A 6079-nucleotide genomic window follows, 5' to 3' on the forward strand; every position below is an offset into this window, starting at 1 on the left:
GGCGGAGTCGAGTAACGCGATTGCCCTCCACCTGCGCGCCGCGGTTTCCCCAGGCGCTCCGGATGAAGGTGGCTAGGTCAGCGATTTCGGCATCACTGAGACGGAAATCGAGGGCAGGCACGAATGCTTGGAACTACACGTGTCACTCTCAGGCCTGCGATTCCCTTCGCGAGTCGTTGCTTGTGGGAAGGCGAGATTCGTCGTCAGCTTGAAGAAACAAGCATCGCCAACGCAATGATCCGCGTATCGTTGCGGCGTTGGCAAGGATCCTCCCTAAGTGGGGGGGGTAGTCCAGTCCAGGTCTTCGGCAATGTAGGCGCAAGAAGCTGGCGCCGCCGCGAACGCGAGCCATGCCCTTCCTGCAGGGTGTCCAAGCGGAGTTGCGTGCGGCGGGTATGCAGTACCTGTCCGTCCAGATTCCAGTGATGCTGGCGCTCGCCCTGCATAGCGCGGGGCAGCATGCGGAGGCCGTGCAGGCCATGCGCGCCGCGCTCGCGTATGGCCAGAAGGGGCTGGGTAACCAGAATATGACCGGCGTGGTGTAGTTGTTCACGGGGCCCTGAGTGGCGCTACGCGCCAGCTCGTGCATGACCCCGAGTATCGGCGCTGGTCTCGAACAGCAGGTCTCGCAGCCAACGATGCGCAGCGTCGCGATGCGTGCGTTCGTGCCAGGCGGCGGTTCTGGGTAAAGCCGGGGATTTCGATCGGCGGTTCGAACACAGTCAATCCCGCCATGCCTGCAACTCGTAGCCCAGCTCCAACCCCGTCAGCTATGCCCGGAATGATCTCGAGAACTGATCCAGGTGCCGTTCCGAATCCCCGCCCTCGGTGTCGCGGAAACAAGGGGCGCGCCTTKACTTGGAACTTCTGCTTGATTCCCTCTCCTAATGTACAATTGAAATGTACACATCAAGCAAGGAGCACCTTTCCATGCAGACTATCCCGTTCTCTGAGGCAAGAGCGCATCTCGCCGATGCGCTCCGCGGAGTGGAAGTGGCACAAGAGCCCCTGGTGATCTCCCGGCGCGGGCAGGCTGCCGGCGTCTTGATGTCGTGGTCACAATATCGGCAGCTGGTTGGGTCTTCCTCTGGCTTTTCTGCGCGTTTGACCGAGTGGCGCCAAAGACATGTGACAGGGGAGGATGAGACCGATCCCTTCGCGCAATTACGTCAACCCGATGGGGGAAGAGAATTCTCATGGTGAGCGCCGTGAGCTGGTTGCTGGACATCAACATTGTTTCAGAGGCCATGCGGCCGAGACCAGACGTCGCGGTAATGGAAAATTTGGCCCGCTACGAGGGGGAGCTAGCCATTTCAGCCCCGGTCTGGCACGAGCTCCGTTTTGGTTGGTTGCGCATGCCGGATGACCAACGGAAGGACGCTATTGGCCGTTTTGTGCAAGATGTCGTGGGCACTTTGCCAGTCTTGCCTTATGACGCTGCCGCAGCGCGGATCCACGCAGAGCTGCGCCAGTCGCGCGAGCGGGCTGGATTCACATTGCCATTCGTGGATGGGCAGATTGCATCGGTTGCGATAGCGCACGGGCTAACCCTGGTGACGCGTAATACGAAGGATTTTGCGGAGTTGGCTGGTTTGCGGCTGGCGAACTGGTTCGGCCTCTGAATGCCGCTACGCGTCGATTTGCATCCCGTCGGCTAACGGGAGCGTCACCGATCGGCCTGTTTACTCCAAGCTGCCTTACAGAACACAGATCGCACGCGCCACTTAAAGTGTTCCCTTCGGTCTGTACAAATTTGCTCCCGCTGGTCGCCCGCCGGCTATGCGATGCAGGGCGACGGTAACAATTTTCCTTAAAGAGCAGCGCTCCTTTAAAAGCGCCATGCAAGGCACTTCCGCGCAAGCTAACGTATCTTCTACGGCGCAAACGAAGATGTCGTGCAGGAACTGCTGACGGCGAATCCGGATATCGAGGTGCGGCATCTGTCCAGCATGGGGGCGAGCGTTCATTCAGTTCAAGGTTGGTGATCGCTGCTTCCTCTGCCATGGCGAACGTTGCCCACACGAAACAATTGTAATTGTTTGTCAGTTCCGCGTGCCGCACCCCGCTTTGACKACAGAAGCGTCCTTGCGCTTTGGTACGATCCCGCTCTTTCCGCCAGCGCCCCCCCACCGTGAATCGCCGATATGCATCGTTGTTTCGTGAGCATTGCGCACGGTGGCTCGCCCGCGTCCAACCGCTGGCAGCCGCCGGCAGCACGAGAACCAGACKCGTTTTCAACAGCGCGCTGCGCCGCCTTCGCCACCCCACGCGACGCGGCATCGCGCTGATGCTCGCCGCATTGCCGGCGCTCTTCGTGCTGTATGGGCTTGCGCTCGTGCCGTTTACGCCCAGCATCAAMGACATCCGCAAAGCCCGGGTCGATCGGCCAGCGTTGATCGTGTCGGCCGACGGCAAACTGCTCGACGAGTTCAAGCCGGTCAACCGCAAGTGGGTGCCGCTCAAGCAGATCTCGCCGTACATGGTAGACGCGTTGATCGCGACCGAAGACCGCCGCTTCTACGAKCATCCTGGCATCGACTGGAAGCGCACCGCGTCGGCCGCGCTGCATACGTTCTCCGGCGACCGGCAAGGTGGCTCGACGATTACGCAGCAGCTGGCGCGCAACCTGTATCCCGACGAGATCGGCCGCGCACCAACCCTCACGCGCAAGCTCAGGGAAGCCATCACGGCCTTCAAGATCGAAGCCGTGTACAGCAAGGATCAGATCCTCGAGACGTACCTGAACACGGTGCCGTTCCTGTACAACGCCTACGGCGTGGAAATGGCCGCACGCACCTACTTCGGCAAATCGGCCAGCCAGCTCAACGTTCTTGAAAGCGCAACGCTCGTCGGCATGCTCAAGGCCAACAGCACTTACAACCCTGTGCTCAATCCCGAGCGTGCATTGCAGCGGCGGAACACGGTGCTCGGGCAGATGAACAAGTACGGGAAGCTCAAGCCCGATGCCTACACTTGGTTGAAGCGACAACCGCTCAACGTCAATTTCGAGTTGCAGACTGCGCCGCCGGGCGCCGCGCCGCATTTTTCGGCGCAATTGCGCAAGTGGCTGAGCGCCTGGGCCGATCGCAACGGCTACAACATCTATGCCGACGGGCTGGTCGTGCGCACGACGATCGATTCGCGTCTGCAGACCATGGCAGCGCAGGCGATGGACTGGCAGACGAACCAGTTGCAATGGATCGCGAACGGCGCATGGAACGAACGCACGGGCTGCCGGCCGGGCAGCGACCTGTTCCGGGCATTCATCCGGCAGACGCCCGACTACCGCGCCGCGCGCGATGCTGGTCAATCGGATCAGACCGCGCTCGCGAAGCTTGKAACGAACCCCACGTTCGTCCGTGCGCTCTGCCGGAGCAAGACGCAGATCCAGGCGGGTTTTGTCGCGATCGATCCGCGCAACGGCGATATCAAGGCATGGGTCGGCAGCCGCGACTTCAGTGACGAACTGTTCGATCACGTGCAGCAGGCCCGGCGTCAGCCGGGTTCCACGTTCAAGCCGTTCGTCTACGGCGCGGCCTTCGCGGACGGCGCGCGGCCGAGCGATACGATCGTAGACCGGGACGTCGCCATTGCGCTGACCGGCGATGCGATCTGGCGGCCTACCGACGCGGAACCGCCCACCGGCCGGCCGATGACGCTGCGCGACGCGCTTGTGTATTCGCGCAACCGCGTCACCGCTCAGCTCATGCAAAAGGAACGGCCCGAGAAGGTCGCACGGCTAGCGCACGCGATGGGTGTGCGCACAAGTCCGCTCGAAGCGGTGCCGTCGCTCGCGCTCGGCACGAGCCCGGTCACGCTCAAGGAAATGGTGTCGGCGTACAGCACGATCGCGAACCGCGGTGCCTATATCGAACCGCGCATGGTCACGCGCATCGAGGATCACGACCACAAAGTGCTCGCCACATTCGCGAGCACATCGCCGGAACAGGCGCTGCCAGCCGGTTCAGCGCAAACGCTAGTCGACGTGATGCGCGATGTCGTTAGCCGGGGCACCGGCGCGGACATCCGGACGCGCTTCAGGATTCGCGCCGACGTKGCCGGCAAGACGGGCACGACGCAGGACAACGCKGATAGCTGGTTCATCCTGATGCATCCGCAACTGGTCGCGGGCGCGTGGGTGGGTTTCGACGATGGACGTGTGACGCTCGGAAACTATTGGGGCGAKGGCGCGCACAGCGCCCTGCCGATGGTGGGCGCGTTCTACGACATGGCGCTGCGCGCGCGAGTGATCGATCCGGATGCGCAGCTCGGCCCCGAGACCCGGCCTCCTCGCACGGTTCATAAGCCACGGCATCGACAGTTCCTCTTCTGGAGGTTCTGATGCTATCGCCGGCGGACGAGACATTCGCATTCGCCAGATCCGCCGACGTCGCATCGCAATCGAGCCGGCCGACAGTAGAGCACTGACAACTGCCAAACCTTACTCTGGCTTCGGTCTCGGCATGCTGGAGAACCCGACGCGCTTGTGCGAACCGTCGCAAAACGGTTTGTTCTCGGAATGCCCGCAGCGGCACAGCCAAACCTGCTCGCCCTCGAAGACGAATGGCTCGCCTGTCGGAGTCACGATCTTGACAGGGCCCTTGATACGCAAGGGCCCATTATCCTGCACGGTAACGGTAACGACTGTGTCCTCACTCATGACGCACTCCACTTTTGGCAACCTTGGCACCTGAAGTTCATGGTAGGAAGCCGCCGGCCCCTTGCGCAAGGCGTGGCATGAGCCTGACGGTGCAAAATTCGAGGAATTCCCTGTGGCGTTGTCCGTTGTCTATGTGGGGTAGCMGTACTATTGGAGCGAAATCAGGCGGTAGCCGGCCGGAGAGTCACTTGCAGCGAGGCTTCGTGGCCTGTCTTCCACGGCAGAGCGGGTGTGCCTCGACTATCGGCGAGGGTGGCGACGTGCTGGCGGTAGATCGTTTCGGTGCGTCGACGCCCGGTGAGGTGATGCTGCGCGAATACGGCTTTACCGCCGAGAACGTCTGCCGGCACGCTCTCACGCTACTTCATCGATAGGAAGCGCGTCGGGCGTCGCAATCGGGAGGGCGGCGTTTGCCAGGCCGGAAAGTGCCAAGCGCGCTCCGCTTGGCCTTCGGCACAAGCTGACGGACGCATTACCGAATGCGGCGCACGGCTTCAAGCATGTAATGCCCCTGACTTGTCAGGCGGGGGTAGGCATCGCCGCTATCATGACCACGCTCCAACGTGACCAGCTTGTGAGCCAATAAGGTGTCCAATTGCTCGGGCTCGAGGTCGTCGATCTCCTGCGTGTCGCCAAGCAGCAGCAGCGCGGCGATTTCATGCGGGCTTAGCATATCGGCCTCCTTTGTMGTGGCTGGAAAAACGAACTACGACTGCTGCCCCGAGCTCGATTCCACAGTGGATGGTGGCGACGGCAGTGGGTGCGTATCGGTGCGAGGAGCGTTCGGTGCGCTGGGAGCGCGCGCCGAACGGACACAATAAACGTCTTCGTCGCCGGCATCAAGTCAGATATATGCGGCACTGCCGCAGAGTGAAGCAGCGCCAAAGTATCGAAAGGTGGTTGATGCGAGCACGCGGTTTGACATCCCCCCCCTCCCTCAGCCTAGAACGTGACCCATTTGCCGTCGCTCACACAGCGGGCCCCAGGGAAGACCCCATCATGTCCATTCGGACCGTCTAGTGGAAAGGGTGCGCGGGGCGTGGCCCAGAAATGGCCGCTCGTTAGAGGCTCAATCGCCTTTGGGGACATTTTCACAAGTTGCCGGGCGAAATGACGGCGAGATGCCGGCCATCATCGGAATCGCCCCTTTCGGGAAAGAACGCCTCGATACCGGAGTGTGGGGCCTGCATCTTACCGAAGCGAAATATCCGGTGGACGAACGATCGTGCCAATCCATTGTTTCAGAGGCCGCGATTCGAGGGCGACGTAAAAGCTAGGGCTGCAGAACAATTCATGCCGCCGATGGGACCTAGTACAACATCCCGTAAATAGCTTGAATAAATAATCGCCTCGGATATCATGGCGGGATGAGTCGAGGCCGCCATGCAACGCCAGTGAAGTTGGCGAAGAAAGAAAGAC

At 61.4% G+C, this 6079-nt stretch carries 6 protein-coding genes; 4 read left to right on the plus strand and 2 right to left on the minus strand.

Annotated features, from left to right (window positions below):
- Window positions 1–350 precede the first annotated feature (350 nt).
- The 4 genes from AC1DKV_RS30850 to AC1DKV_RS30865 all read left to right on the plus strand — a co-directional run bounded on the left by AC1DKV_RS30850 (window position 351) and on the right by AC1DKV_RS30865 (window position 4342).
- Entirely contained in the window at window positions 351–545 is a 195-nt protein-coding gene (locus AC1DKV_RS30850) for a hypothetical protein (RefSeq protein ID WP_441622778.1), read from the plus strand.
- Window positions 546–930: 385 nt separating this feature from the next.
- Window positions 931–1203 (plus strand): type II toxin-antitoxin system Phd/YefM family antitoxin, encoded by a 273-nt coding sequence (locus tag AC1DKV_RS30855; protein ID WP_441622780.1) that lies wholly within the window; start codon window positions 931–933, stop codon window positions 1201–1203.
- Window positions 1197–1622, plus strand: coding sequence for a type II toxin-antitoxin system VapC family toxin (locus AC1DKV_RS30860; RefSeq protein WP_441622782.1), 426 nt, complete (start codon window positions 1197–1199; stop codon window positions 1620–1622). Before AC1DKV_RS30855 ends, AC1DKV_RS30860 begins: the two co-directional genes overlap by 7 nt.
- A 530-nt stretch (window positions 1623–2152) precedes the next feature.
- Window positions 2153–4342, plus strand: coding sequence for a penicillin-binding protein 1A (locus AC1DKV_RS30865; RefSeq protein ID WP_477138751.1), 2190 nt, complete (start codon window positions 2153–2155; stop codon window positions 4340–4342).
- Window positions 4343–4441: 99 nt separating this feature from the next.
- Here AC1DKV_RS30865 and AC1DKV_RS30870 read toward each other — a convergent pair whose 3' ends face one another.
- Window positions 4442–4660: a CDGSH iron-sulfur domain-containing protein gene (locus AC1DKV_RS30870; RefSeq protein ID WP_441622786.1), complete on the minus strand. Its 219-nt coding sequence runs from the start codon at window positions 4658–4660 to the stop codon at window positions 4442–4444.
- A 472-nt stretch (window positions 4661–5132) separates the two neighbouring features.
- Complete coding sequence (locus AC1DKV_RS30875) at window positions 5133–5333, minus strand: hypothetical protein (protein WP_441622788.1); 201 nt, start codon at window positions 5331–5333, stop codon at window positions 5133–5135.
- Window positions 5334–6079 lie beyond the last annotated feature (746 nt).

Source organism: Cupriavidus sp. 05T41, assembly GCF_056396525.1.